This window comes from Psychrobacter sp. CoH-33_TS_01, from assembly GCF_058189395.1.
The window spans coordinates 1-256 of record NZ_JBVGQI010000071.1; the positions used below are offsets into that span (position 1 = coordinate 1).

Annotated in this window: 1 protein-coding gene; it reads left to right on the top strand. The window is 53.9% G+C overall.

Translation table 11 applies throughout. The annotated features are described in order from the left end of the window. Positions 1 to 54 precede the first annotated feature (54 nt). Positions 55 to 256, top strand: a 202-nt coding sequence (locus tag ACZ2XM_RS15590) for a hypothetical protein (RefSeq protein ID WP_490619029.1), incomplete at its 3' end; no start/stop codon positions are given.

The window sequence follows — 256 nt, forward strand, 5'->3', positions numbered from 1 at the left end:
CTGTGCTTGAGTGGAAAGTTCCTTGCGAACTACGAGTGCAAAGAGTGTGGCACAATGCACGAGCTTTCGTACAAATACGAGTGTTGTGGTTTTCCGACCGTGTACCATGAGCTGAGCATCAACTACAAGGGCATCAGCGGCCACATCGATGCGGTGTACCGTGGTGACGGCGGGAAGTTTTACATCCTCGACTTCAAAACGACGGGCATCGCAGCGGCCCCCAAAAAAGCCAAGGACCCGGGCATTGTGTACGTCG